Genomic DNA, 25,367 nt, shown 5'->3' on the forward strand with positions numbered 1-25,367 from the left:
AGGACCCGTCTGGTTGAACCCAGAAAACGAAACCAGCGCCCCTGAAATCAGAGACGCCGCATGAAATCGGCGGACAACTTGTTTGACAAACACCGAACGCAGAAGGATGGGTCGCATGGATGAATTGGTGGTCTCAACACCATGGCAAATCTTTTCGTGATTCTAGGAGCACTTGGGAGGCGTTCGAGAGCTGTTTTGAACAAGTGATGAGGGATGCCGCATGCCGCGCAGAAAAGAGCTGAGACTTCGACAAGTTTAATTTCGGCTAGGCCCCCCCGAAGCGGACTTGGAGAAATGCTTTCTCTTGCTCCGTTGTCGCCGTCAGCTTACTCGTCTATGACGATTATTCAGATTGGCTACAGACGAAAACGTTCACTCAAGTGCATCCCGACATTCAGAGGTATTATTCAGACGTAAGAGGTTTGGCTATCTCGAAGCCAGTTCCACATGTGAGCGCACAATGCCCTGACACAATCGCCTTCTATTTGGCGACAAAAGATTTGGTTCAAGCAAGCGGCTGGCACTGGCTTGGATATCTATACAACTTACCATGGATCGACGCTAACATGTGGAGGTTGGCAAACCTGTGTGTTCGAGCCGAGCGACGATTGCCGGGTTTGGGCATCCGCTACATTAATGAACTCGCGCACTTAGGTGGACCCGAACGCGACGAACGCCGTTACGAACAGATCTTACAGCTATTTGCCGAGGTGTTCGCGATCGATAGGGTTTTGGTGATGTATTGGAGTGACGAGGCACAGTTTTACTTCGAGCCACGAGGCACAAATGGACTTCGTCCTGAGTTCAGGGTTGTCGACAAAGACGGCGCTTACAATTTTGAAGTTAAGTCGCCAAGCCTACTGGCCCACCAGCGACTAAGAGCAGCAGCTAGCGCTCAACTCCCTGTGCGTATCACAAAGGAGTTTACCACTTCTGTCCGAATGAAAAGCCCAGACGCGCTGTTGCCGCGAGACAATCCAATAAAGGATTTTTTAGTTAGTGCAGATGCAAAGTTCTCCGGGTTCCCCAGAGACTTGGGCGCAAATATTCTGATTATTTTATGGGATGATTTTATTTACGAGCCTATCGGGAGTCTATTGTCAGATTTTGCCGGCCTACTGACAAGTAATTCATTTCATAGATCAGGCGAGGAAGCAGTCATCTTTGAGAATGTTGATGCTGTTATTTGTGTGCGTCAAATGAATGTTTTCCAGGAGGCATTAGCTGAGCGTGCGTTGCCAGATGATAGGACTGACATGTTCGATCTAAGCCACAATCCTTTCACTCCCAACGTATTCATTCCAACACCTTGGGGCAATGCATGCCCCCAATTCATACTCGAAATGTTTGGTGCGCTCATGCATGATGACGAGCGCCTCCAAACCATTGCTGAATATAGGATCCCTGAATACATTTTTTACGTGTAATCTTTGCCTCGAGTTCATTAAATCCGCTTGTCTGTTCCGGGCCGATGACGCAACTTTGCAAAACCCGCTTTCTGCGCTTCGCGGCCCTTCGCCCGAGCGGAGCAAACGACCGCTCTCCGCCCTTCGTGACGGCTGCCGCTTCCGGCGGATGCGGACTTTGGTGGACCAAAAGAAGTGGTCGCTTTGGACCAAATCTAGTAGGTCAAGACGCCTCACAGTCCTTTGGGGAAATAGTGTAAGTATGGGCGCAGCATTGGTTGATCCTTGTAGGTTGTCGTCTCTATGGACTCGTCCAATTCAACAAAGCCAAGCTCAAACCGTACTTTCCCTAGAGCTGCGGGTAGGCGACCGGCGCGTCTTAAGCGGAATTATCTTCTTTAATCGCAATGGCTTACGTTGGAGTGAGACTCCCGCGGAATATGGTCCGCCCGAGACATTGTATAACCGTTGGAAGCGATGGAGTGACATGGGTGTGTTCGCGCGGATCATGACGGGATTGGCGGCACCGAAACCTCAGTTTCAACAACGGTCAATCTTGATCTCCTAGCTCGATCATCACCGGCTCTTCCCCGTCCGTCAAAAACCGTCCAACGTACTGCAGGCCAGATGACGACCGAGCAGCACATTCAATCCGCGCAGGACCGGCGTATGGGTTTTCAAATAAGCACTCCCCCTCGACCAATTGAATGCCACCCGCCAGGACCACCCCATCTATAGGCTGTATCCGAACATTCGCAGACGGAGATTGCTGTTCTTGGCCTTGACCTGAAAAGGTGATGATTTTTCCTCCGGGCCCTTCCGCCATGAAGGCAAAGCCTATCCGCCCGTCGTCGTAATCGGTGTTAAACAAATTACCGTCACACGGCATGGCCTCCCCATCAATTACCAATTTGGCACAAGTTCCGCTAACTGCCATTAAGAACGCCATTTGACGATCAGTGTCCTGGGCGGAAGCAGCAACACCGATGATATTTATCAACAAGCTTGAGATGGTGAATAGTCTGGGTATCATTTGTGTGCCTCACATATCTCTATTACTTCTTCGCCCGCATCAGACAGGCCCTCAGGTGACCGACAGCATTCGCGCATACCTGCGGTGTTTGTCAAACAAGTTGTCCGCCGATTTCATGCCGCATCTCTGATTTCAGGAGCGCCGATTTCGGTTTCTGGGTTAAGCCAGACGGGTCCAGCGGATTGCCAGTTTCGGTTTTAACCTGGTCAAACCCAACACGCTCGATCGGATAATCGAAGCTGTTCAGGCAATCAGCGTCATAGAAGATGTCAGCGATACGATGGGTCATTTCTTTGCCCTTTTCTTCTTCTCAGAGCGGGGTCTTTTACCAGACTTGGCAATCTTTAAAGCTGGCAGAGTAGACCTTAACCTCAAAATCCGACGTCTAAGTTTGTCCATCTCTAGCGAAGAAACATCAGAAGCTGCGGCCCACAACTCCATCCGCTTCTCAAGTTTTAAAAGCTCCTCACGGTCAGCTTTCGTTCGTGCTTTTGCCGCCTTCTGTAGTCCGCGAACGCGTTCCTCTGGACGGGTTGCAGGCTGGTCAGTCGGTCCTCTTTGCCCTTCGGCTGGCTCTGAACCGTTTTGGCGCATCCGGTTGGTGCGATTTAGCTTTTCGTAGTCCAATCGATTTCCGCCCACCCCTAGACCCCCAACACCTTCGTCACCTCGTCTCCTAGATGGGCAAGGGTAAGCCGTTGTCGCCCAATGCTACAAACGACTTTTTGAAAAAGCACCTACAATATTTTCATGGTAAGCATCAATGCCTCGGCTAGCTTTGCGCAGTAATCGCACCTCAGGTCATGTCGAGAAGGAGGGGGTTCCCTGTATGCTTACCCATCGGCGATCACCGACTTCACAAGGCATTTCCCTTTCGAGCATCACCTCGCCTTTGGCATCGACGGCACATGAGCGAAGTGACACATCCAAACTGGCAAATATTCCATCATTCATCTCCCTTGTTCACAGTCTGCCTGTGATTTTAAAGGGAGCTCTACCTCTGAATAGGGGGCAGCCCAATTGCGCATGCTTCGAGCCTATTCAGTCACTCACGAGTTAGCAAATTTTGGGTTAGATCCAAGAAACGTCGTTGTAAGCGTCGTTCAAGTTTTACTTTTGGATCGTCCTCTTAAGACGGCGTCTAATTTTTTCTACTTTTTGCTTGGTATCTGGCTGGGTCTTTGCCCAAGCCAGTGGGCCACCTGAAGCATTGATTTCTTTTGCTATGTTGGTGGGAAGTCCTGATGTAGATGGCATCGCGCTCTCAGTGGCCATGGCCATTCTAATCTTTCCAAGAAACACAGATCGGACTCTACCAGAATCACGTGCTACCTTACTTGGGCCACCAATCGCAGCCTGGCCAACATTTAGGGGCATTCCACTATGACCTATTGGTGCGCCATCAATGGATACACTCCCCCATCTCCGAAGCCGCATTTCTCGACCTATACGCGACCAATTGAACCCACTTTTCATAGCACAACTTTAGCATAGTTTGGATCGCCGCAAAAGGCGAACGGCAGCAAGGTCCCGCATTGCTGACCTTGGTGCCTGGTGCAGATAGCGACGCGTCGACCTTCAGCCCTGAATGGCCGCTTCCATGTTTTTTAACAGGATGCGTTTGCACCTTCAGCGAATGGCGGCAATCCGCCCACATCGATGCTCATACAGGCCGCTTCGTTTGATCTGAAGAACCCCGCTTCATGGCAGTACGCTGATGGACGCGCCTCGGTAGCCTGCCACCATCTCTCGCAGCTGTGCCGGCTCAACCACCTCGACCTCCCTACCCCACTTGCCGAGATGCCAGGCCATCTCTACGAGGCCGCTGGCTTCGAAGCTGACCAGCAGCCCGCCATCGTCTAAGTCAACTATTTCCTGCTTGGAGTGAAACTCAAACTCTCGAGCAATCGCTGCGGCGGCAGGACTGAACCGCCACACGACCCGCGTGAACTCTTTGTCGGAGTGGAACGACCCAAATGACCTCGCCGCATAGGTTTCCAGATCGAAGTCCCTGTCCTTCTCAAACCATTCGTTGGTGATTTCGGCCTTTTCGATGCGATCCATGCGGAAGCGGCGCAGGTTGGTATCTTTGGCGGTGTCACGAGCAACAAGGTAATGCCGCGTGCCCAGCAGAATCCCATAAGGTTCGACGACGCGCTTACGTACCTTGGCATCCTGCGCACCCTTGTATCGAATAACCAGCCGGAACGGCCCTCTGAGAGCTGCTGATACAATGTTCAGCACGTCCGGGGAGGTTTTGACCTTTGGGCCTGGGCGGCAAGCATAGCCTTTGGCCTCGAGGATCGCCTCGGCATCCACCTCCATTTTTCGCGCTAGTGGAGACGGCAAGGTTGCTACCAAGCGGTCGCGCAGCGATCGTAGCGCCTTCACTTCCATATCAGCGCCCTCTCGCTCTGCCCTCGTAATGCTTACCTCAAGCGCGACGAGTTCATGCCTATAAAGCCCCTGCATGCCAAGCATGCTGGTGTCGCGCAGCTTCCACCTGCGACGCCGTTCACCATCGATATCATGCGACATGCTCGGGAATACGTCCTTCAACGCATAGATCATGCGCTGGGCGGTCCGCTCATTTACACAGAACTCCTCAGCCACCTGCTTCACGGTGATGCCGCTGTGTCGGCTCGCGGACATGCCGGCCAGCTTCAATAAGTCCTGTGCCTTTTGAAACGACATATTCGCACTATCCCCGACAGTTATTGACGTAGTGCCTGGTTTATAACTCAGAAGAGGTCGATTCGTCCTAACAAAGCTGATCGATTGAAGAATTTGGCTGCCGCCACTGTGCCACGATCAACGCGGCCCAGCTTCATCAATCGAGCGCCTCGACGTTCTCTCCTCACCGAAGCCCAGACGGATCCAGCCACTCCATCGTGGCAGGCCGTATCACCTTGAATCCAGAACTGGAGCCCGCATGGCACTACCTCAAAGAGCATTCCTCACCTTGCACGAAACCGCCTCCCGATGGGGGTGTACCATTGCCGACATTGGCGGCTGGGCCACGGAGGGCAAACTGGACATCGTGACCGGTATTCCAGTTGTGACCTGCGGAACCGAAAAGGTTTCTGGCAAGATTACAATCTTGCCCATGGACATGCTGCCTTTATTCCGCCGCAGCGGGACCGGTCCGACGGTCATCAAGCTGCAGCGGATCAAACCGGAACATTCGGATGACTGGTGCTACGTGACAGAGCCAGCCGAAGGCGTCGAAGTTTCTATCGCAGATCTGCTGCTCAGTGGGCTTGATGTGCTGCGCTTTGAAGACGAACACGATCTGCTGCGTCGCATCGGTGGTGGCACAGGTGCCCTTTCACCCTACGACTGGGAGGGGATGTATGTAGCGATGATCAAGCGCATCCACGAGCATGGCATCCCTGAAACTCAAGCGGAACTGATCGGAGAGCTGCAGGACTGGTTTGCCGATGTTGCTGAAAACGGGGATGTCCCAGACGAGAGCACCATCCGCCGACGTCTCCGGCCCTTCTGGCGCGCCCTGCGCAGTGAGAAGTAACCGCCCCCACATTCTCAAGCCCGCTTCGCTTCGTTCTGAGCATTTGCGTCATGCACAATCTTCGGCCGTGGCCGGAACATACCGGCCACCGCGTCAACACCGGCGCGCAGAGGCGAATCCATCAAATGCGCATAGCGCAGCGTCGTCTGCATCTGACTATGACCGAGCAGTTTGCCGATCATTTCCAGCGAGGCGCCGCCACTGACTAGAAGCGAGGCGAATGTATGGCGCAGGTCGTGGATACGCACCTCTGAAAGATCAGCTTGTCGCTGTACCGTCATCCAAAACCGGCGGATTTCCTTGACGGGTTGGCCCGGGACATCGCCTGGGAACAGCCAAGGGTTACCCTTTGGTACGACAAGCGCCCGTTGGCGCACGATCGCTGCAACATCAGCTGAAATCGGCACCCTGTGTATCTTGCGCTGCTTGGTGGTGGCAGCTGGCTTTGACCAAATCCCAAGCTCTAGATTGAACTGTTCAAATCGCGCCTGGCGCACCTCGCCCACACGAGAGCCGGTCAGCATGCAGATGCGGATGATACCAGCGGCGCGCTGGTCTTCGGCCGCATCCAGCACCTCGGCGAGTCGACCAATTTCTTCATGGGAGAGGAAGCGCTCACGGGCGGTCTCAACGCGCTTCTTGAAGCCGGCGGCTGGATTGTCCGTGCGCCAGCCCCACTGGATGGCGAGGTTGAACATCTTGCGCAGCACTTCGCCGATCCGGTTGGCACGCACCGGTGTGGGCTTGCGCCCTTGCAGCTTGCGCGCGCGGTTGTTCGGCTTCGCCTTGGATGGCCGTGCCCTGCCCTCTGCGATGAGGTTCAGTAGTTTTGCCACATCATGCGGGGTGATTTCTGTGACCAGCCTGTTTCCCCAATGGGGGGCGACCAGCTTGGTCAGGAAGGATTTGTGATCGGACGCACTCAAGGGTGTCAGGGTCGAGGCGTGCTCGACAAGATAGCGCTCAATCATGTCATCAAAGCGGGGCGCCTCGCGCAGCGTGTCCCGCTCTTCCATAGGATCTGTGCCCTCGTCGATCAGGCGGCGTAATTCGCGGGCGCGCTCTCGGGCCGCGGTTACGCTCCACTCAGGCCAGCGCCCGATCGCCATACGGCGCTGTCGGCCCGCGAAGCGATAGTCCATCGCAAATGACCGCTCGCCCGAGGGCATAACGCGAATGGAGAGTCCTCGTATCTCGGTATCAAAGACCTGGTAAGCTCGATCCTCTTCCGAGATCTGCTCACGCACAGTTTTATCATTTAGTCGCAATCGGTTAACCATGACCACTTCTCCTTTTGCCCATCACACATGCGTAAATGCGAGGGTCTAGCAAGCGAAGCATGGTCCTTTGAGCGGCACATAGGCAGTGACCGGCGGTGATGCGCCAAAACCCTGCCGGTCATTGAAAACATGGGAAAAAATGTCGGGCGGCTTTCATCGCGTTCGGCGAATCCGCTGGGCAGCAGATTGGATTTTGCGCAAAAAGCGCGATCCAAAGGGCATCTTGCTCTCAGATTAGGGGCTGATTTTGTAAATTTCGTTTAAAATCAATGACCGGCAAAGGTCCGGACCCCTTGCCGGTTGGGCGAATGCGTCTGCGCGCCCGTGAAACCTCCTGAAACACGGCGAAATCTTGTAAATTGGCTGATTTTGGGCGGCCACGACTCTGCGCCCGCCAATTTGCGCAGGCTCGACGCCGTCCTTCGCTTTGCACTCTACCGCCACCGCAGCCGAAAAAGATCAATGTTATCAATGACCGGCAGCCATTTGGCGCATCACCGCCGGTCTCCGCCTTCCCGCCACCCTTTCCGCTCTGCGTTTCTGAACCCCTGAACTCTGCCCTTGTCGGGCCAAACCCAGGAGAAACAAGATGCCAAACCTTGGAACCTTACCCCGATCCAGCGGCCCTCAACGCCTTATGAGCGGTTGGATCAGCCGCCTCGACCTCGCCCTCGAGCTTGGTGTCACCGTCGAAACCCTGCACCGCTGGGAGAAAATCCGTTTCGGCCCGCCCTGCGTGCGCGCTGGCCGGAAAATCTATTACCGGCGAGATGCCGTGCAGGACTGGCTGATGCTGCAGGAAGCCCCTGCGCCACGCCGCGCGGGGTCACGCCGATGAGCATCCCCCTTCCCTTCCGCAAGCCCAGCGCCCGGGACCGCGTCCGCCAGGAATGGATCGAAGAGCGTCGGCGCGAAGCGCGCATGGTGGTTGCCGATGTTGCGCACCATTCCGACCACATGCTGCGCCTCGCCTGCAATGTGCTGGTGCAACATGGTGAATCCCCCGAAGAGCGCGAGGACGCGCGCATCCTGCTTGTTGTCCTCGATGCGAAGACGCCAGGGCGGCTGCCCGCGCCAGATCGGGGTGGCCGCACATGAAGCGACGCGGAACTCCAGAAGCAGATTTGCAGCGCGCTGTTGTGACCGCGCTGCGCTTTGTCATACCCAAGGGCGCCATCATTCATCACAGCGCCAACGAGGTGAGCGAGGCAGGCCCGCGTGGTGCCAAGCGCCAAGCGATCTTGGTTGGCATGGGGGTGCATCCTGGTTTTTCCGACCTCGTCATCCTTTGCGACGGAAAGGTCCTTTTCCTTGAGCTAAAATCACTCAAGGGGCGGCTGAGCCCAGCGCAGGAGGCGTTCCGCGACGCGGTGCTGGCGCAAGGCTTCGGTTGGGCACTGGTGCGCTCGCTTGATGATGCGCTAGGCGCCTTGGCAGATCATGGGCTCACGACGCGTGTTGTCAGTGCTCCGAAGTCGTCAACATCAGAAACTGACGTCACCTCATCAGGGAGGGCTGCCCGATGAGCCATGCTGCCACCAACTGGGCCATCCAGCGCCGTGGGCTCAAGCCCACCACCAAGATCGTGCTCTGGCATCTGTGTGATCGCTTCAATCCCGACTACGGCTGTTTTCCCTCACAAGTGCGGCTGGCGCATGATTGCGAGATCAGTCGCTCGACCTTGAATGACCATCTTGGTCAGCTGGAAGCGGCGGGTTTATTGCGCCGTGTGCCGCGCATTCACCCTGTAACCAAACGACAGATGCCCACACGCTACATCTTGGGGTTCGAGCCCGGCTTTACCCCGCATGATCCGAACCCGTGTCCGGAAACCGGACACGGCGCATTGCCATTCGATGGGACAGTGTCAGGGGACCAGGATTCCTGCGAAGAACTGGCCGATGAACAGGACCCGTGTCCGAAAACGGGACACGGGATTGATGTGCGACCCGTGTCCGATTTTGACCCCGACCCGTGTCCGGAAAATGACCAAAGCCGTGTCCGAAATCCGGACACTAACCTTGTAAGAGAACCTTTAAGGGAACCAGTAAAGGAGGAGGAGGGTGCGCGCGGGCGCGAAATCAGTTTTGATGAATTTTTCAGTGACCTGCTGCAAGCGCTGGGCTTCGATTCCGACAGGGCATTGCCTGCCTGGTGGCAAGGCTGGCCAGCACGGCAACACGTGCAGCGCTGGATCGATGATTTGGGGATTTCGGAGGATCGGATCCTTGCCGTAGCCCGTGATAGCCGCGAAGTGCACCCTGCCCCGCCGGATGGGCCCAAGGCGCTTGATCGGGCGATGGAACGCGCCGCCCAGCGTGACGCGCAGCCCGCTACCAATTCTCTGAAAGCTAGGCGCAGCAACAAGTCCCAAAGCAAGCCACGGCCCAGCCCCGATGAAAAGGCTGCGTTCTATGCAGCCAAGGTGAACACCGACGAATACCTGCCCCAAAACATGATCAGCACTGCGACATGCGGATTGATGCTGGAACGCGGACTCGTCACCCTGGAACGCCTCCAGATGCGGGGTGTGCTATGAGCAAGTTTGATCGCAGATTGCCCCGCATGCGCGCACAGCCCAGCGCAGGCGCCAAGCCGAAACGCGGGCTGGGCGTGCAGGCCGCGCTGGAATGGGCCTTCCGGGTCGAGAAAGCTCAGCTTGAACTGCCACCGAGACAGGACGCCGAGGAGGAAAGTCGTGGCTTAGGGCTGGAGTATGTCCTGATGCAACGCGCCGTACTGGGCTGCAAGGTCGATGGCGGACAGTACAAGAGGGAAAGTTACACCCATCCAGACGCCGAGGTCATCGCGGCCACGGTGGCCGGCCTGCCCGACAGCTTGGGCGGGATACGCATGGCGCTACGCGTCACAGAGCTTGCAAGGGCCGGGATGACTCCTAACTGGATGCCGGGTGCGGTGCCGCGTTGTGTGCCGGTCGACATTAAGCGCAACCGGCATGGTGATCGTGCTGTCAGCGTGGTCGTCGGCACCGAGCGCACCCTAGTCGGCGGAAAATGGCGCGACGTGGAAGTTCGCGCATGTCCAGTTACATGGCGCCCCCACCCCGATCAGATTGTATCGGCGCGGCGTGGCTATGACGACTGGTGGGCTGCATTGAACTGGGTGCGCGATGGGTTGGCGGCTGGCGGGATGTTGCGGGAAGTGGAGACGACCGCAGTGATGCCGAAGGTGAGACCGTGGTCCGCTCGCTAAAGTGGTCGCAAAAAAGACCTAGCTTGATGCTTTCAATCATTATCGCACCCTCGATCAACAGAAATGCGCACGAAGAAGGCGTTGCAAAGTTGCGAACAGTGGTCGCCCTTCGATATCTGATAGACCCAGAATGGAGCTTCGTGCTCGACGCAGCTAACGACAGGAACGAGCCGTTAGCAACTAATGCTGCAAGCTGCACGAGCGGCAGCGATGAGAACGCTCCATGGCGCTTGTTTGATACCATTCACCCAAAATCATCTGGCAGCACAGCCTCCGGAATATTCTGATAGCTGACGGGTCTAAGGAAACGCCGAATAGACATTGTACCGACAGACGTAGCGCCGAAGTTAGTTGAGGCGGGGTATGGGCCCCCATGAACCATCGTGTCGCAGACTTCGACCCCGGTGGGAAAGCCATTGGCCAAGACCCGGCCAGCTTTGCGTTCCAGCACTGGCATTAACCTGCGCGCCATCACGGCGTCGCTGTCATCCATATGTAGGGTGCAGGTTAGCTGCCCCTGAAGCGATTGAGCTACGGCCAACATCTCATCCGCATCACAGGCGGTCACGACCATTCCAAGCGGGCCAAACACCTCTTCTCCCAAGGTGTCATTAGCCAGCCATTCCGCCGCGGTCGTGGCGAAAAGATAGGGCGTCGCGTTGCGGAAATCACATGTCGAAGTCATTACCTCGCGCACCCCACTTGTTCCTGAAACCCGATCGCGGCCGTTATGATAGGCCATTGCAATCCCGGCAGTCAGCATTGTCTGCGATCCTGTTTCAGCAAGGGCAGCGCCTGTCGCAGCGATAAACTCATCAGCGCTCGGCCCAGCAATCACAACTGCAACCCCTGGCTTGGTGCAGAACTGGCCGGCCCCCATGGTCAGAGAGCTGGCCCATCCGGCTGCAATCACATCGCCGCGCGCGGACACTGCTCCATCAAGGAGGAACATCGGATTAACCGAACCCAATTCACCAAAGAATGGGATCGGCTCTGGTCTTGCGGCACAAAGATCAAACAGGGCACGCCCCCCGCCCAGAGAGCCGGTGAACCCCACGGCTTTGATCAGCGGATGGGTCACTACGGCCTGCCCAACCGCACGGTTGCCACCTTGGATTTGGCTGAACGTACCGGGATGAACACCGCAGGTTTCTATCGCTGCAGCAATCGCCTGTGCCACAAAATCGCTGACACCGGGATGGGCAGAGTGGCCCTTGACAACAACTGGGCAGCCCGCCGCCAGTGCAGCAGCGGTGTCGCCACCCGCTGTCGAAAAAGCCAGTGGGAAGTTGGATGCGCCAAAGACGGCCACTGGGCCGATCGGGCGCTGCATCAGGCGAATGTCCGGGCGCGGCAAAGGTGCACGATCAGGCAAGGCAACGTCATGACGACGGTCCAAATAATCGCCCGCTTCAATGTGATCCGCAAAGAGCTTGAGCTGGCCAGTGGTGCGGCCTCGCTCACCAATCAGACGCGCTTCGGGAAGGCCGGTCTCCTTACATCCCATCGCGGTAATCGCGTCGCCGCGTGCGTCAATTTCATCTGCAATAGCGCGCAAGAACGTGGCCCGCTCTGAACGGGTCGAATAGCCATATGACCAAAACGCCTCTTCTGCAGCCTGCGCTGCCCGGTCCACCAGCTCTGGTGTTCCAATAGCAAAACTGTCTGGAGTTCCGCTGACAGGTTCATTGGTAAATGTTGCGTCGCCGCCAACCCATAAGCCAGCAATCAAATGTTTTCCCGTAAGCATGTCCATCGTCCTTAGATTAAATTGCGTTGTGCAAGATTGCGCATCAAATGGCTGACCCCGAAGGTCCATTCGGTACAGTCGGTCGAAAGCCTTACCGTATTTGTCAAAGTACCCAGCATGGGTGAGGATATCTCAACCACATCGTCTAGCTTATGGGTAAAGCCTTCGCCCGCATGGTCGCGATCCTGCGTTGGCGCAAACAACGTACCCAAAAATAGCATAAACCCGTCGGGGTACTGGTGATGGCGGCCACAGGTTTGGCGCACCAGATCCTCGGGGTCGCGGCTGATTTGCGCCATTGATGAATGACCATTGAGTATAAACCCATCCTTGCCCGTGACGATCAAGTCCAGCTCGGCATGTCGCACGTCATCGAGTGTGAAACTTTCATCAAATAGCCGGATCATAGGTCCAATCGCACAGGATGCATTGTTATCCTTGGCCTTGGATAACAACAACGCCGAGCGCCCTTCGATGTCGCGCAAATTGACATCGTTACCAAGCGTTGCCCCAACAATCCGGCCCCCTGATGAGACTGCCAGCACCACCTCCGGCTCTGGGTTGTTCCACTTTGAGATCGGGTGCAAACCCACGTAGGCGCCTTGTCCAACCGACGACAGTATTTGTGCCTTCGAAAACACCTCGGCATCGGGGCCAATACCCACTTCCAAATACTGGCTCCACAAACCTTCTTCGATCAGCGCCTCTTTGACTTTGTTTGACTCTGTCGAACCCGGAATAATATTGTTCAGGCTGTCGCCAATCCGCGCACCAATCCGGTTACGAATCTCCTGCGCTTTCAGTGGATCACCCGCCGCCTGCTCTTCAATCACTCGCTCCACCATGGAGCTGGCAAAAGTTACGCCGCAGGCTTTGACAGATTGCAAATCACAGGGTGCGAGGAAATGGGGTTTACTAAGGTCGGCAGCATTTGCAGACAACGCCTCAGCTGACCCCATATCAACACCCTCAGTCGCCCGAATGTAAGCGACAGGGTCGGCCATTTCACAAATGTCGCGCACCAGTGGCGCTGCAGCAGATGTGATGTCAAAAACACGACCTTCGCGGACGGTCACGACACAGGGACCTTGCTCCACAGGGGACCAGATACGGCCGAGAAGTGTGGCGTCGGAGGCGGGCAAAATCATTCTGAACTCCATGAAATTTCCATCCACGTCTGTATGGATTGAGAGGGCGCGAGGGGAACTAAGCCGGGGTGGCCGTTCAGATTGAAAGCATCGACCGGATGTGACACCGGCTCAAAGCAAAAGAAATCGGCCTTGGCATTTGGTGAATATACGATTGCCGTTGAAAGGTTTTCGGAGGCAGTGACGCGGACCGAAACGTGGTCTGCGCCCTGCGTGATCAGCGCGTGACCGCGCCAATCCGTGTAGCCGTTGTTCAGCAGATCGTCGGGAAGTGGCCGCGCGGACCGAAAACTCCAATCGGGAGTATCATCCAAGTTCAAGTTTCGGGTTGGCAGATGGTCGGCATCCTCCATCCACACACTTTTCGCCGAAAAAGATAGTCTGGTCGCAGCACTGCGCGGAAACCAGGGATGAAAACCGCACCCAAATGGCAAAGTCTGCGGCCCTGTGTTCACGAGCGTTAGCGCGACCTGCAATTCGTTTTGTGTAAGTCGAAAGACCTGTTCAGCGCGATATTGAAACGGTCCGATACGACCGGCTTCTAGAACCAATCTTGCCGAATCTACTGATGTTTCTTCGATCGACCAATGTCTTTGAAAACCGTCCCCGTGGATCGGATAAGCATCGCCCGGAAGGTTCGCTTTGATAGGGTGGTGGTCGCCATTCCAATTGATTCCACCGCCTGATATACGATTGGAGAACGGCACCAAGACATTGTTGGCAAGCGAAAACGGATTGCCTGTATCACCGTTCCATGGACGCAAAACCGGCCGTCCGGCAACATCCAGCCGTGCGATAGCACCGCCCAGAGACGGTGCTAAGACCAGCTGCGCTGGTCCCCGCGAAAATTTGAACAACTCCGCCAAAAGCTACCAACCACCATCAATGGCGTAGTTTTGACCCGAAATCATATCGCTCGCCGGAGACACAAGAAAATGCACAAGATCCGCCACGTGAGATGGCTGAATCCGCTTTTTTAGACTTTGGCGGTTAAGAACCCAGTCATTGTATTCATGCAATCGGTCGCCAAAAACTCGCTCCTCCGCCTCGGACACGATCGCCCCTGGTGCCACCGCGTTCACGGTGATGCCATGTGGGCCCAATTCGCGGGCTAGTCCCTTGGTAAGGCCCAACATTGCACCTTTCGACACGACATAAGGCACATAGCCGTCCCATTGCCCCGTCAAAGTAATGGAGGTGAAATTGATGATCTTGCCGTATTTACGGGCCTTCATCGCGGGCGTGCAGGCACGCGTCAGAACAAAGGCAGCAGAGGAATTCACACGTATCTGGTCTTCATATTCGGTTAGAGAAAACTCATCATGCGGCTTGTTAATAATCAGTGCGGCATTGTTAATCAGAATGTCGATGCCACCCATTTTCTCAGCCAGCGCGATAACCGCGGCTTCGGTTTTGGCCAAGTCATTTAGATCACATCCGAAAAAACTGATCCCAGCGCCCAATGCCGCTGCGCGCGCATCGGCATCCTCACTGTCCGGTCGATCCAGAACAATAACCCGTGCCCCTTCGACGTTTAGCTTTTGCGCTTGTGCCCGGCCCAGCGTGCCAAGTCCCCCAGTCAGAAGAACCGTTTTTCCAGCCAAATTTCCCATGATGTCCGCCTTTCAGAGTACGTCGAGAATTTCTTTCATGTTTGTATCTTCCGTGCGCTTGTCCAAAACGACTTCACCACGCGCCATCGCCACGATCCGGTCGCAGCATTCAAACACGTGGTGGATGTTATGACTGATGAAAATGCCGGTGATACCCAGCTCTTTCAAGGAGCGCACAAAGCCAATGACTTTCTGCGTTTCTTTAACCGCTAGATGGTTTGTCGGTTCATCCAAAATCATAACCTTGGATTTGAAATGCATGGCGCGTGCAATGGCGACACCCTGCCGTTGACCGCCGGACAATTCACCTACCAACGCATCGGGGGATCGCAGATGCAGGCCAGCGCCAGCTATCGCCTGCACGCTTTCCTCGGCCATTTTCTTACGGTCCATGACGCCAAGGCCGAACATCGAGTACTTTAGTGGCTCGCGGCCGATAAACAGATTCCGCGAAATGCTCATCGTGGGAACCATCGAGTTGTATTGATAGATCGTCTCAATTCCCAAATCCATTGCATCGCGCGGACTGTTGATTTTGACTGGCTTCCCTTCAAGCATTATTTCCCCCTCACTCGCGGGCTGTGCGCCCGAGAGAATATTGATCAAGGTGGATTTGCCAGCTCCGTTGTCGCCAATCAAGCCAACAGCTTCGTTTGGCGCGAAGTCAAGCGAGACACCTTTGAGGGCATGAACACCTGAATACCATTTGTGCACATTGCGCACCGAGATAATTGAAGTGCTCATGAATCAGGTCTCCAACTTGATAGCTTTGGCGCGTTTGCCAAGCCAGGCATTTGCAACAACTGCAAAGATTGTCAGGAAGCCGATAGCGAATTTGAACCAGTTGGCGTCGACCTGACTTAGGACCAAACCATTATCGATGACCCGGATTAGAACCGCTCCAATCACACCGCCAATAATAGTGCCTACGCCACCAGCAAGGGCTGTACCGCCAATCACTGCCGCGGCGACTGCCTGAAGCTCCCAGCCCTCGCCGATGGAAGGCAGAGGTGAGCCCAAGCGCAAAACCTGTATCATTCCGGCAAAACCAGCAAGCATCGAGCAGAGCATGAAACAGGCGATCTTAACTCGCGCGGTTGGAATACCCATTGCCTGTGCAGCAGGTAAAAAGCCACCGGTTGCGCGAACCCAGTTACCAAAATTCGTACGATTCATCAGAAGCGACATCAGAATAACAACCGCCGCGAACCACAGGAACGACATGCGGAAAATGTCGCCCGGTCCGACAAAGGCCGTGAACAACCACGTTGGCAGTTCGTTAGGTAAGAGTGGGGGAAACCCACCGGATACCACAATCGTCAGGGAGCGAGCGATAAACAGCATACCAAGTGTCGTGATAAAACTAGGTATGCTAAATTTGATTGTCAGATAGCCATTGATAAATCCAATCATCGCAGCAACAGCTGTCCCGATCAGAAACGCGAATATAAATGGCAACCCGTCAGCAAGCAGCACGGCCATGACCATCGGCATTAAGGCGAATACGGATCCTACAGACAAATCAAATTCGCCACAAATCATCAGGATCGTCACACCCACGACCATCAGTCCGATTTCGGGCAAAATGCCTAGAATGCCACGAAGGTTGTTTGCGTTTAGGAAGATGCCATCGGATTGGATCTGAAAAACTGCGATCAGCAGCACGAGAAGAACAAGCGCAGCAAGTTCGGGCTTTTCCATATATATCTTTAAGAGGCGTTTCACTTTCTGCCGATCCTTTTTCATATGCATCCGGGCCGTTCAAAGAACGCCCCGGATGGTTTTCCCGGTGAAGAATAAATTTACCGGAGACCTTGAGCTGCAAGCGTCATGATCTCATCAGCATCTGCAGGTGTCACAATACCTTGTCCGGTATCAATATCTGATGGCGACAACCCAAAGTTTGCAGCGAGATAAGCCTGCATTACAGGCATGAAGCCCTGCATGTATGGCTGTTGATCAACCTGTACTTGAATGTACCCAGCCTGCATTTGCTGCACGGCCTCAGGCACGAGATCGAACCCGCCCAACAATACTTCGCCCGGTGCGATGCCGCGATCGGCAAGCACACGAGCTACAGAAGCGTGCCAGAAACCAGTGTCGAAATACGCTGTTGTTGTTGGGTTTGCGTTCAGATAAGCACCGACGCGATCTGCAGTCACGGCCAGATCGGTTCCGCTATCGATGCGTTCAAATGTGAATTCACGATCTGGATTGTTGGCTTTGTAGTCAGTCAAGAAATCAAGAACACCTCCGCCGCGTGCTTCAGACCAGTTTTGGCCCGGCGCCGAGATACCAACAAGAACGTGAATTGGGCCTTCTGCGGGGAAGTTCGCAGACATTGCATTGCCGAGGGAATAGCCCGCTTGGCGGAAGCCCTGACCAACAAAAGCCGCGCGTGCATTGCCGTCAGCACCTTCACTGTCATCAACATTGACGGCGATGACGATGACGCCGTCAGCCACAGCCCGCGAGATGATATCGTCCAACGCTCGGTCGTCTACAATTGATGTGAACAAGGCATCAGGGCTGCGGGCAAGAGCCGCTTCCATATTGGCCGCTTGCTGCTCAATTGAGCCTTCGGTCTGCGTAAAGATCATCTGGCAGTTTGCCTCAATCTTTTCACAAGCATCGTTAAAACCTTTCTGGACAGCTTGCCAGAAGGTGTTTGACGCAGAGGAATGGTGGGTGAACACAATGTTCATCCCCTCGGCGTGAGCCGCGCCCCCCATCATCAGGGTAGCCAGTGCGGCGGAAGCAAGTAGCTTTTTCATCTCAGGTATCCTCCCATGAGCGTGTTTGGTGTCAGATGTCGCTCGCATCTGACGTTCTTCGATAGGTCGTGAAAGCCCGGTCAAGTTCCGGGTTTAGTTCCATCCCCAAGCCTGCGCCGGGGGGGACGGTGATCCGGCCGTTATTAACCGGTGGTAGAGCGGTAACGAGATCCCGATACCAAGTGCGATAAAAAGCTCGCACGCTTTCCTGAATCAGCGCGTTTGGCGCGTTCAGGGAAAGGTGGGTCGATGCACACAAAACGACCGGTCCGGTGCAATCATGAGGCGCAATTGGGAGATGCCATGCCTCGGCCATTGACGCGATCTTGCGTGCTTCCGACAAACCACCACACCAGCTGATATCGAGGTTGAATATCCCAGCAACGCCGGTTTCGATCAGATCGCGGAACGCCCAGCGGGATGCGAGCGTTTCCGAGGCTGCAATCGGAGCATGGGACGCATCCGCGTAGCGCTTGAGGCTGGACAGGCTATCCATCTTGATCGGATCTTCGTGCCAGTAGGTTTCAAACGGCCGCAACGCACGGGCGATCTCAATTGCTGGCAAGAGCTGCCACATCAGATGGAACTCCACCATGATGTCCATCTTGTCTCCCACGGCATCCCGAATTTTTTCGAAAGGCTTCAGACTGCTTTTCAAATCAGTCGTCTCGATGAACTGTCCTCGTGTCTTTTCAGCTACTAAGTCAAAAGGCCAAATCTTCATCGCGGTGATGTTGTCTTCCAACAGGGAATGGGCGAGATCATCGGCACAGTTCATGAAGGAGTTCAGATCGTCATACCCATCAGCAGTGCCAGTTTTCAGCGCATAATTGGCCGTATTTTGCCCGCTGGCTTTCTTGATATATTCGGTTCCCGCGCATGTGTTGTAGGTCCGGATGTCACGTCGGGTGAAACCTCCGAGCAGTTGTGCAATCGGCTGGCCTGTTACCTTGCCAAAAATATCCCAAAGCGCGATGTCAAAAGCCGAATTGCCGCGCGTTTCGACTCCAGTAGATCGAAAACCGAGATAGCCAACCAAGTCAGCCGAAAGCTTGTCTATCTCCAGTGGATCGCGGCCAATGACAATCGGCGCGAGCGTTTCATGAACATAGGCCTCAACCGCCTTTGCCCCGAAAAAAGTCTCGCCCAGCCCAATAAGACCTTCGTCTGTGTGGACCTGAATCCAAATTAGATTGGGTCGCTCTTCGATGCGAATGGTTTGGATTTTTGTAATTTTCATGTCATCCTCACGACATGCCGGCATCAAGAAGCGCTTTGATGCTGTCGTTAAAATGGGTGGTCATAAGTGCGTTCGCTTTTTGCGGATCACCAGTGGCAATCGCGTCCGCAATATCAACGTGAGTTTGCGCCATAGCTAGACGCTGACTGGGCTCTGTGCGACTACGCCAACCCACAGACCAGCTTTGGCGCGATACACCTTGAAATGCGCCGACAATCATCGAGAAAATCGGGTTGCGTGAAGCTTTTGCAATTTCAAGATGGAAAGCTAGATCATGCTCCATGACCAAATCTGGGTTTTCAACCTGCGTACGCATTTGCGCGGCATGGTAAAGAATGGTTTGCGCTTCAGCTTCCGTTCGACGCAGACTTGCAAGTGTCACGGTTCGCGTCTCAATCGCGCGACGGACATCGTAAATTTGCTGAACGCTGATTTGTTCCGTCACAACGCCATGCTCGATCATTAAAGACATCGCACCATGATCTAGATGGGCAACGGTCGCTCTTTTGCCTGCGCTTAGATTGATCAACCGCATTGCTGCCAGAGACTTAAATGCCTCGCGAACCACTGTCCGTGAAACGCTCAACTCTTTTGCAAGGTTGGTTTCACTGGGCAATCTGTCGCCCGGCCCAAGCTCATTAAGCCGGATGTGCTGCGTAATGACGCCGATCGTATTGCTGACGAGCGAATCTCCACTGATGTCCTGATTAGTCTTTTGCATGATCAACTATCTCGCTACTTTTATCAAACCTGTCCTACAAGTTTGTTGAATTTGATTGCTAGGTATGTTTAATCTTGTTGTCAATAATTATCTAATAAGGACATAAGATGACCGTTCAGATTGCATTGTCTGCGCCAAATATTGTTGGAGAAAGCGTTGTCTGGGACGACGTGCGAAATCAACTTTTATGGGTTGATATTGTTGGAAAATCTATCCACGCGTTTTGTCCTGAAACCGGGGATTATGGGCGATGGGATACCCCTGATTTTGTCACCTCAATCGGGCTGCGAAGAGATGGCGGCGCAATCGTGGCGTTTACTAAATCAATCTGCTTTTGGGATTATGAGGACCAGTTTCAAGTCTTTGCACAGATAGAATCGGAAGTGCCGGATAACCGGCTTAACGAGGGTGTCGTCGGACCGGATGGTGCCTTTTGGGCCGGGACGATGCAAAATAACATCGCCGCAGACGGGTCCCCTTCCGAAATCACCAAAGACACCGGACAGTTGTTCCGCGTAACAGCCGACGGGCAGGTGCAGCGCGTTTCCAACGACATGTTTGGGATCACAAACACATTGATCTGGGCACCGAACGGGCGCCTAGTTACCGCCGACACGCTTAAAAATGAAATCTATAGCTACGCAATCGACCCGGAAACAAATCAACTGACGGACCGCAAGGTCATCGTCGATGGCTTTGAGCGGGGATTGCCTGATGGTTCCGCAATAGATGCAGAGGGATACATCTGGAACTGCCGCGTCGTTGGGGGCAGTTGCCTTCTGCGCTTTCGCCTTGATGGCCAGATTGATCGAGTTGTTGAGTTACCGTGTTCATGGCCAACCAGCTGCGTATTTGGTGGTGAAAATCTCGAGACTCTATTTGTCACCTCCGCCCGCTTCACAATGGAAGAGTCTCATCTAAAAGCGCACAAGCATGAAGGCGCATTATTCGCGGTAAACGTTGGCGTCAAGGGGCTACCATGCAATCGATTTGGGTATTAATTCGTCGCGCGAAGGGTGCGCTCGTGGATGCCTACAGCACCGTCGCCCCTGAGGAATACCTGGTAACGCCCATGCTACAATAATCAACTGTTCCAAAACCCTATGGCCGGTCACTTGACTTGCATGGAATGACAGAGGCTTTGTCCCACTCAGCGGACCTCTGCGCATCGCGTAGCGAAGGGCGGCAACCCACACTAAGTGCCGGTGTCCTCGGTCGGGTCGAGCGCTACAACGGGTGTCGCAAAAGGTCTGGATGCTGTCCTACGCTGCGCCGGGACTGAGCGGCCGCTTCGGAGAATTTCGCGTCACAGTCTGACCTGCCGCTGTGCGCCGGGTACTTCGATACCCCCCGGCATGGTTCCTCCCTGGGCCTTAGCGTATACGGGGGGGCTTGGCGCGCCATTTCGCTAGCGCGTGGCTTTTTCACCGGGGAATCCACTTGGAAGCCAGCTTGGCCAGCCGGTTAAATAAAGTGACTCAATTACAAAGGGTTGGACGCACAAAACTGGCTCTCAAGGTGGATTCTTGAGTGGTTTAGTCAAGAATCCATCAAGCCAAAAGCGAGCCAGTTTGGCCAGCCAGGGAAGCCATGTGTCTCGAAACCACAGAGCCTTTACTGCGGTCCGCTCCTTCGTAAGCAATGACCCATGTCAGCCCCTAAGGAACATTCGACGAATTGCGTGTCGTCGGTGCCGCTCATGCAGGTTGGAGGAAACCGGTCATTGGCTTTGCTAGCGGAGAAAATAGGTTCAAATTTGCGAAAGCAGACATTCTTTGAACGGCGTCCAGATGGGATTTGATTGATCACTGCCCCTGTCTGGAACGAAGGAACTTGGGCCAAATCCGTCGCGTCAACGTCACCAACGCTGCCCAGCTGGATTTTGCATGGGAAGCCAAGAGCGTGCTGCCAAAACTACACAAGCTATCGCAAGCTATGCTCTCGCTGCTGTCTCGCGAACGCGGAAGCGCATCGACGACCGGTGTGGATCTGATCCACCGGATATGGGTTGGAACACCTAAGAACTCCATTGTACCTGTCGCTAAGTGCAGGACAGCTTCTCGAGCGCACCCATCGGGATCAACGCACCCTTCTGGCCAATGACCTGAGCGGCGATGTGGTGCCCCATCACAACCGCCTGAGCAAGGGGCGCGCCTGTTGTGATGGCGGCAAGGAATGCGCCATTGAAACTATCGCCTGCGCCCGTCGTATCGACCGGTTTCACCTTTTTGAAGTGATCGAATATCTGGGTTTCACCGTTCTGGTACCCGACGATCTCTGATCCGCCATTTTTGACAGCGACAATATCTGCGCCATGCGCTGCGTAGCGATTGATTGTGTCTTCGGGGTATGCGTCACCAAATGCCGTTCGTTCATCGTCGAACGAAGGCAGGACCAGGGTCGAAACACGTGCCATCTCGGTCAAAGTGTCTGCTGCAATCTGTAGATTTTCCCAAAGCCGCGGTCTCAGATTTGGATCGAAGGAAATCATAGCCCCTTCATTTTTTCGCTGGCGCAAAACATCTATCAGCGCGGCACGCCCCGCGGGCGGCAATATTGCAAGTGTGATGCCCGACACATGCAGGACTTGAGCGTCCGCGGTCAGGCCAAGAAGCCGGTCAGGATCATCAGCAAGTGTTCGGGCTGCCGATGCGTCACGCCAATAGGAAAAGCTGCGCTCTCCGTCCTCCAGCGAGATCAGGTAGAGACCGACGGACCGCGTGGGATGGGTCAGGACAAGGTCCGTTTCGATGCCGCTCTGCGCAAGAAATTTTGGGATGCGTCGCGAGACATCGTCGGTGCCGATGCAGGTCCCGTAGGCGACCGCCCAGTCCGACGGCAAGCAAGCCCGCGCATACCACGCTGTGTTCAGCGTATCGCCCGCGATCCCCATCCGCCAAAGGTCGCCTCCGGCAGAGGCAAGCTCGAGCATACATTCCCCGATTGAGACGAAGCGCATCACGCGACCTCCACCGAGATGACCTCGGACATGGGCCGCGTCAGCATCTCATGTAGAATGGACTGGACCGCATCCCAGAACGCCGCATCCTGCGAGACGTCGCGCGGCACGAAGGATGCGGCACGCACGGCTCGAACGATTTCCGGCGCGTCCCGATCTTGCGTCATAGTACGCAGCTCGTCAGCACGAGGGTCGCGCAGTTCATACGGCGCGCAATCGTGGGTGGACTGGGATAGGTGACGCAGCCAGGCTGCGGTCGCAAAGGCAAAGGCGCGAGTATCGCCACCACTGGCCCGTGCATCAGGAATCGCTGAAAAAATGCGCTGGGGCATCTTTTCGGAACCGTCCATCGCAATCTGATAGGTCGCGTGCGCAAGGTGCGGGTTGCAAAAACGCTCTGTAAGCTGATCGGCGTAGGCCGCAAAATCGACGCCGGGCAAAGGCGCCAGCGTGGCGGCGGCGGCTGACAAGTGACGCGTCACCAGCCGCGACAGGTCCGGGTCGGCCATCACGTCCCGCACAAAGTGGTGTCCGGCCGCAAATCCGACATAAGCCAGCATCGAGTGGGCGCCGTTCAGCATGCGCAGTTTCATGTTTTCGTAAGGCCGCACGTCGCTGGCAAATATCGCACCGCCGGCTTCCCAGTTCGGTCGGCCCGTCGGGAAATGATCCTCGATCACCCATTGATGAAAACCCTCGGTCTCGATCGCAGCTTCGTCCCTGTAGCCGGTCATTTGTTCGGCAAGATCGCGCGTGTCCTGCGTGGCGGCAGGTGTGATTCGATCCACCATGGTAGACGGGAAGGCCACGCCGTGGACGATGTGGTCTGCCAGATCGGGTGCTGCACGACGTGCAAAATCCACAAGCAGCCCGCGCAGGACCACCCCGTTTTCCGGAAGATTGTCGCAGCAAAGAACTGTAAATGGCGCGCGCCCCAAAGCGCGCCTTTGCCCAAGCGCCCAGACCAGCAGGCCCGCCAGCCCTTGCGCGTCAGAAGGCAGTTTGAGGTCATGCGCGATTGCCGGGTGTGCAGGGTCGACGCCCCCCGTTGCGCGGTCCAAGCCGTAGCCTTTTTCAGTTACCGTGATGGACACGATCCGCGTCTCAGCGGACAAGAGCGCGGCCTCGACCGCTTTCCTGTCGGTTTTCAGGCAATGCGCCGCGGCAATGGCCCCGATCACGCGTGCGCGGCTGCCCGCGGCGTCGCGTTCGATCAGCGTGTAAAGACCATTTTGCGGCCGAAGTTCGTCAGACGGTGCATCACTTCGCAGGCTGACGCCCACAATCCGCCAGTCGCCGCCCGTTTTGGACAGGGCGTCGTCAGTATAGACGGCTTGATGTGCTTTGTGGAACGCGCCCAGACCAATGTGGACGATCCCGACACCGTGATCTTCCCTTCGGTAGACTGGAATGCGTACGCTGTCGGGCATCGTGTCAATTGTGGTCATCTTGATAGTCATGGCCGCGTGCGCGCGTATTGCAGGCCTGCAATTGCGCCGCGCAGCTCTGCAAGGCCCTTGAGCCGACCGATCGCCGGATAGCCGGGCTGCGCCTTGCGCTGCAGATCGCCCAGAATGTCCTGTCCGTGATCCGGACGGAACGGGATCGACCAATCGTCCCTGCCATCCGCACGGCGTCGCTCTTCTTCGTTCAGGACCGCTGCGATCAAGGCGACCATATCGGTGTCACCAGCGAGGTGCTCGTCCTCGAAAAATGATCCAAAGAGTGCATCGCTTTCGCGTTTCACGTTTCGCAAGTGCAGGAAATGGACCCGGTCGCCCAAGCGTTCCATCATGCCAGGCAGGTCGTTGTCCGACCGCGCACCAAGCGATCCAGAGCACAGTGTAATCCCGTTGGCACGCCGGTCCACGGACAGCATGACAGCCGCAAACTGGGCTTCTGTCGACATGACGCGGGGCAAACCAAGAAGCGGAACAGGTGGATCGTCAGGATGGCAGCAAAGACGCATCCCAAGTTCCTCTGCGACCGGAACCACCTCTTCGAGAAAGTCGATCAGGTGCTGGCGAAGGCGGTCCTCGTCGATGGCCTTGTATTCAGCGATGTGTTGGCGCACGTCGTCGAGCGAGAAGCTTTCCGCAGCACCTGGCAGCCCGAAAACGACGTTCTTCGCCAGATCGTCGCGGCGCGTTTCGCTCATAGTCTCAAAGCGTGCGGTGGCCTCTTCTCGCAGGGCTTGATCGAAATCTGCCTCCGCACCGTCACGCGCAAGAATATGCAAGTCAAAGGCGGCGAAATCAACAAAATCGAACCGCATGCAGGTCGCCCCCGACGGACGCGACCAGGCCAGATCCGTGCGCGTCCAGTCCAGCACAGGCATGAAGTTGTAGCAGACCACCGCGATCCCAGCGTCAGCGAGGTTGCGCAGGCTTTGCTTGTACGCCGCGATGTGAACGCGCCAGTCGCCAGTCTGCTTCTTGATATCTTCCGATACAGGCAGGCTTTCAACGACCGCCCATTCAAGGCCCGAGGCACGGCCATCGCGCATCGTGGCGATCTCTTGCTGTCGCTGCCTGATGTCGGCTGGTGACCAAATGTCTCCGGTGGGGACATGGTGCAAGGCCGATACAATTCCTTCGACACCAGCCTGCCGCGTATCGTCAATAGATACGAGGTCCTTGGGTCCAAACCAACGCCACGTCTGCTTCATTTGTCATCCTCCCGAGTCGCCTGCAATTACTCT

General features: G+C 55.5%; 25 protein-coding genes and 1 pseudogene. 9 read left to right on the top strand and 17 right to left on the bottom strand.

Translation table 11 applies throughout. From position 1 onward, the window contains the following. The first annotated feature begins 422 nt into the window (after positions 1-422). Positions 423-1,427, top strand: a complete 1,005-nt coding sequence (locus C7964_RS18000) for a hypothetical protein (protein WP_146214892.1) — start codon at positions 423-425, stop codon at positions 1,425-1,427. Between the two features lie 260 nt (positions 1,428-1,687). Next, a pseudogene (locus tag C7964_RS18005) lies at positions 1,688-1,932 on the top strand (transposase); the annotation flags it as partial. A gap of 24 nt (positions 1,933-1,956) precedes the next feature. Here the strand turns inward: C7964_RS18005 and C7964_RS18010 are convergent. The 4 genes from C7964_RS18010 to C7964_RS18025 all read right to left on the bottom strand — a co-directional run bounded on the left by C7964_RS18010 (position 1,957) and on the right by C7964_RS18025 (position 5,133). Next, complete coding sequence (locus C7964_RS18010) at positions 1,957-2,439, bottom strand: hypothetical protein (RefSeq protein WP_110280972.1); 483 nt, start codon at positions 2,437-2,439, stop codon at positions 1,957-1,959. Between the two features lie 91 nt (positions 2,440-2,530). Then, positions 2,531-2,728: a hypothetical protein gene (locus C7964_RS18015; RefSeq protein ID WP_110280973.1), complete on the bottom strand. Its 198-nt coding sequence runs from the start codon at positions 2,726-2,728 to the stop codon at positions 2,531-2,533. Continuing rightward, positions 2,725-3,066: a hypothetical protein gene (locus C7964_RS18020; protein WP_146214893.1), complete on the bottom strand. Its 342-nt coding sequence runs from the start codon at positions 3,064-3,066 to the stop codon at positions 2,725-2,727. The genes C7964_RS18015 and C7964_RS18020 overlap by 4 nt, the downstream gene beginning before the upstream one ends. A gap of 1,074 nt (positions 3,067-4,140) precedes the next feature. Beyond that, entirely contained in the window at positions 4,141-5,133 is a 993-nt protein-coding gene (locus C7964_RS18025) for a helix-turn-helix transcriptional regulator (protein WP_110280975.1), read from the bottom strand. A 238-nt stretch (positions 5,134-5,371) separates the two neighbouring features. On the opposite strand from C7964_RS18025, the gene C7964_RS18030 reads away from it, so the two are divergent. Further along, positions 5,372-5,968 carry a hypothetical protein gene (locus tag C7964_RS18030; protein ID WP_110280976.1) on the top strand — a complete coding sequence of 199 codons (597 nt, stop codon included), beginning with the start codon at positions 5,372-5,374 and terminating at the stop codon, positions 5,966-5,968. Positions 5,969-5,982: 14 nt separating this feature from the next. On the opposite strand, the gene C7964_RS18035 is transcribed toward C7964_RS18030, so the two are convergent. After that, positions 5,983-7,248, bottom strand: coding sequence for a tyrosine-type recombinase/integrase (locus tag C7964_RS18035; RefSeq protein WP_110280977.1), 1,266 nt, complete (start codon positions 7,246-7,248; stop codon positions 5,983-5,985). A 637-nt stretch (positions 7,249-7,885) separates the two neighbouring features. Here C7964_RS18035 and C7964_RS18040 point away from each other — a divergent pair. Genes C7964_RS18040 through C7964_RS18060 form a run of 5 tightly spaced genes read left to right on the top strand, consistent with a single transcriptional unit; the run spans position 7,886 to position 10,461 of the window. Further along, positions 7,886-8,086 (top strand): MerR family transcriptional regulator, encoded by a 201-nt coding sequence (locus C7964_RS18040; protein WP_286164048.1) that lies wholly within the window; start codon positions 7,886-7,888, stop codon positions 8,084-8,086. Beyond that, positions 8,083-8,346, top strand: a complete 264-nt coding sequence (locus C7964_RS18045) for a hypothetical protein (protein WP_110280979.1) — start codon at positions 8,083-8,085, stop codon at positions 8,344-8,346. Before C7964_RS18040 ends, C7964_RS18045 begins: the two co-directional genes overlap by 4 nt. Continuing rightward, positions 8,343-8,774, top strand: a complete 432-nt coding sequence (locus tag C7964_RS18050) for a VRR-NUC domain-containing protein (RefSeq protein ID WP_110280980.1) — start codon at positions 8,343-8,345, stop codon at positions 8,772-8,774. The genes C7964_RS18045 and C7964_RS18050 overlap by 4 nt, the downstream gene beginning before the upstream one ends. Next, complete coding sequence (locus tag C7964_RS18055) at positions 8,771-9,787, top strand: helix-turn-helix domain-containing protein (RefSeq protein WP_110280981.1); 1,017 nt, start codon at positions 8,771-8,773, stop codon at positions 9,785-9,787. Before C7964_RS18050 ends, C7964_RS18055 begins: the two co-directional genes overlap by 4 nt. Further along, on the top strand, positions 9,784-10,461 hold the full coding sequence (locus C7964_RS18060) for a hypothetical protein (protein ID WP_181417238.1): 678 nt from the start codon (positions 9,784-9,786) through the stop codon (positions 10,459-10,461). Before C7964_RS18055 ends, C7964_RS18060 begins: the two co-directional genes overlap by 4 nt. Positions 10,462-10,705: 244 nt before the next feature. Here C7964_RS18060 and C7964_RS18065 read toward each other — a convergent pair whose 3' ends face one another. The 9 genes from C7964_RS18065 to C7964_RS18105 all read right to left on the bottom strand — a co-directional run bounded on the left by C7964_RS18065 (position 10,706) and on the right by C7964_RS18105 (position 19,707). Continuing rightward, complete coding sequence (locus tag C7964_RS18065) at positions 10,706-12,211, bottom strand: aldehyde dehydrogenase (NADP(+)) (protein ID WP_220000196.1); 1,506 nt, start codon at positions 12,209-12,211, stop codon at positions 10,706-10,708. An 11-nt stretch (positions 12,212-12,222) separates the two neighbouring features. Next, on the bottom strand, positions 12,223-13,359 hold the full coding sequence (locus C7964_RS18070; RefSeq protein ID WP_220000197.1) for a fumarylacetoacetate hydrolase family protein: 1,137 nt from the start codon (positions 13,357-13,359) through the stop codon (positions 12,223-12,225). Then, positions 13,356-14,225, bottom strand: a complete 870-nt coding sequence (locus tag C7964_RS18075) for an aldose 1-epimerase (protein ID WP_110280984.1) — start codon at positions 14,223-14,225, stop codon at positions 13,356-13,358. Before C7964_RS18075 ends, C7964_RS18070 begins: the two co-directional genes overlap by 4 nt. A 3-nt stretch (positions 14,226-14,228) precedes the next feature. Continuing rightward, positions 14,229-14,972, bottom strand: a complete 744-nt coding sequence (locus tag C7964_RS18080; RefSeq protein WP_110280985.1) for an SDR family oxidoreductase — start codon at positions 14,970-14,972, stop codon at positions 14,229-14,231. Positions 14,973-14,984: 12 nt separating this feature from the next. Further along, a complete protein-coding gene (locus C7964_RS18085; RefSeq protein ID WP_110280986.1) occupies positions 14,985-15,716 on the bottom strand; it encodes an ATP-binding cassette domain-containing protein in 732 nt (243 codons plus the stop codon). Positions 15,717-15,719: 3 nt separating this feature from the next. Then, positions 15,720-16,673 (bottom strand): ABC transporter permease, encoded by a 954-nt coding sequence (locus C7964_RS18090; RefSeq protein WP_220000198.1) that lies wholly within the window; start codon positions 16,671-16,673, stop codon positions 15,720-15,722. Positions 16,674-16,774: 101 nt separating this feature from the next. Further along, positions 16,775-17,746 (bottom strand): sugar ABC transporter substrate-binding protein, encoded by a 972-nt coding sequence (locus C7964_RS18095; protein ID WP_110280987.1) that lies wholly within the window; start codon positions 17,744-17,746, stop codon positions 16,775-16,777. Between the two features lie 31 nt (positions 17,747-17,777). Continuing rightward, positions 17,778-18,986, bottom strand: a complete 1,209-nt coding sequence (locus C7964_RS18100) for a mandelate racemase/muconate lactonizing enzyme family protein (protein ID WP_110281020.1) — start codon at positions 18,984-18,986, stop codon at positions 17,778-17,780. Between the two features lie 7 nt (positions 18,987-18,993). Beyond that, positions 18,994-19,707 carry a FadR/GntR family transcriptional regulator gene (locus tag C7964_RS18105; protein ID WP_110281021.1) on the bottom strand — a complete coding sequence of 238 codons (714 nt, stop codon included), beginning with the start codon at positions 19,705-19,707 and terminating at the stop codon, positions 18,994-18,996. 107 nt (positions 19,708-19,814) lie between these two features. Here C7964_RS18105 and C7964_RS18110 point away from each other — a divergent pair, with 107 nt between their 5' ends. After that, the gene (locus tag C7964_RS18110; RefSeq protein ID WP_110280988.1) at positions 19,815-20,708 is read left to right on the top strand and encodes an SMP-30/gluconolactonase/LRE family protein; all 894 of its coding nucleotides are present in this window, start codon (positions 19,815-19,817) and stop codon (positions 20,706-20,708) included. 1,040 nt (positions 20,709-21,748) lie between these two features. On the opposite strand, the gene C7964_RS18115 is transcribed toward C7964_RS18110, so the two are convergent. From C7964_RS18115 to uxuA, 3 genes are read right to left on the bottom strand one after another with little or no spacing between them, the layout of a single operon-like run. After that, positions 21,749-22,666, bottom strand: a complete 918-nt coding sequence (locus C7964_RS18115; RefSeq protein ID WP_110280989.1) for a sugar kinase — start codon at positions 22,664-22,666, stop codon at positions 21,749-21,751. Continuing rightward, entirely contained in the window at positions 22,666-24,114 is a 1,449-nt protein-coding gene (locus C7964_RS18120; RefSeq protein ID WP_286164050.1) for a mannitol dehydrogenase family protein, read from the bottom strand. Before C7964_RS18120 ends, C7964_RS18115 begins: the two co-directional genes overlap by 1 nt. A gap of 8 nt (positions 24,115-24,122) precedes the next feature. Beyond that, positions 24,123-25,334, bottom strand: a complete 1,212-nt coding sequence (gene uxuA, locus C7964_RS18125) for a mannonate dehydratase (protein ID WP_110280991.1) — start codon at positions 25,332-25,334, stop codon at positions 24,123-24,125. Positions 25,335-25,367: the final 33 nt, after the last annotated feature.

It is taken from the genome of Loktanella sp. PT4BL, from assembly GCF_003201935.1.
Lineage (GTDB): Bacteria > Pseudomonadota > Alphaproteobacteria > Rhodobacterales > Rhodobacteraceae > Yoonia.